1 pseudogene is annotated in these 1,736 nt (G+C 67.9%); it reads right to left on the reverse strand.

Features of this window, described 5'->3' with window-relative positions:
* Positions 1-50: 50 nt before the first annotated feature.
* Positions 51-1,681: pseudogene (locus ACFYMM_RS44360) on the reverse strand (ISAzo13 family transposase).
* Between the last annotated feature and the right edge of the window lie 55 nt (positions 1,682-1,736).

Below are 1,736 nucleotides of genomic sequence, written 5' to 3' on the forward strand. Positions count from 1 at the left end.
GGGGCTTGTTCCTGAATAACTGTCAGGGTTGATCTTCCGGATGGTCCTCGTCAGGCAAGCGAACTCGAAGCTGTTCGAGGGTCCGGGCGGGCGACCCTGGCAGCGGTGTAACGGCGATGCGATGCAGGTCCAGGAGTCGGTGCCCGTCTTGGAACTGGTTGGAGAGGTTGGTGCGGGTAACGCCCAGCAGCTGGGCCAGGAGGGTGCTGGTGATCGCCCTGCGTCGGCGTAAGACCGCTGCCAGGAGGCGGTGGTAGTGGTCCAGGCTGCTGGTCTGCGGGTGGAGGTAGCTGCGCGGGCGGTGGAAGCGTCGCTGGAAGGCCGCTTCGGCCAGGGCGTCCCAGTACGGCTCCGAGACTGCCACCAGGCGTTCGAAGTCGGACCGCGGCATGCCGGTCAGGGCCGGATTGCTGAGCATCGTGGTCAGGTCGGGGTCGATCCGCCGGGCGGTCGCCGGCGTCTGTGGCGTTCGGGGAGCAACTGGCGCCAGGGTGTAGTTCCAATCGCCGTGGAACGCGTCGGGCGTGATCGGCAGGGCCTGGAACTCGGCGGCGGTCACGGTGGTGCCCAGGCGGTAGCTGCCGGTGTCCAGCTCTGCGCCGATGGTCAGCCCGGTGCGTGTGGTCGTCGCGGCGATGGTTTCGATGACGACCTGGTAGCTGGTCAGTGGCCGGCCGCGCCAGTTCGCGGTGATGTGACAGAACATTCGGTGTTCGATTTTGTTCCATTTCGACGTGCCCGGCGGAAAGTGGCAGACCGTGATCTCCAAGCCGCTCTCCAGGGCGAAGGCGGCCAGGTGTTTCTTCCAGGTCCAGCGGCGGGGATCGTTCGAGCCACCGGCATCGGCGGTGATCAGCAACCGGGTTGCGCCCGGGTGGTGCACCTGTCCGCGGCGCTGCCACCAACGGCGTATGGACTCCACCGCGAACTCGGACGTGTCGTGGTCGGTCCCAACGTTGACCCAGCCGGTGTTGGTGGCGATGTCGTAGATCCCATACGGGATGGCGACAGCCTGGTCGCTGGTGGTGAAGGTGTGGCAGTCGACTTTGATCGGGTCCCTACCCGGCCGCCAGGTGCGACCGGGCCGGTCTCGGTTGCCGAGCCATTCCTTGGCCTTGGTGTCGACGCTGATCACCGGCTGGCCGTCGTCGAGGAAAGCGGTGGCCGTGGCGTTCAGGTGGGCGAACTGGGCGTCGCGGTCCGGATGCCTGGCGCCCTCGGTGGTCTTGACGGTGCCCTGCAGGCTATAGCCGAGGCCGTGCAGCAGGCGCCCGACGGTTGCGGCACTGACCGGATGGCCCTGTGACGTCAGAGTCGCGGCCAGGGCCCGCAGCGACAGGGTGGTCCATCGCAACGGAGAGACGGGATCTCCCCGGGTGTGCGGCTCGATCAGCGCCTCCAGAGCCGCCAGCAGGCCGGGGTCGGTGACGGTCAACGGCTTGCGGCCAGCTCCCGCAGCCCGGACCCTCCGCGTCGGCACCGGGTCCCCGGCCAGCTCGGTGACGCCACGCGCGACGGTGGCGGAACTGGTCCCGGAGGCGGCAGCAACCAGAGTGATCCCGCCGTGGCCGATGGCTGCGGCCTCGCTCGCCAGGTAGAGACGACGGCGGCGCTCATCGAGATGCGGCAGGATCCGATCGAACTTGGCCCGTAAGGCGGAGACGGGCGGACGCACGGTCATGGTCCACCGTCCCACCAACTCCGCCTGAGCAAGCACTAATTGAAATACAAGCCCC

Source organism: Streptomyces sp. NPDC006739 (genome assembly GCF_042869815.1).
Taxonomy (GTDB): Bacteria; Actinomycetota; Actinomycetes; order Streptomycetales; family Streptomycetaceae; genus Streptomyces.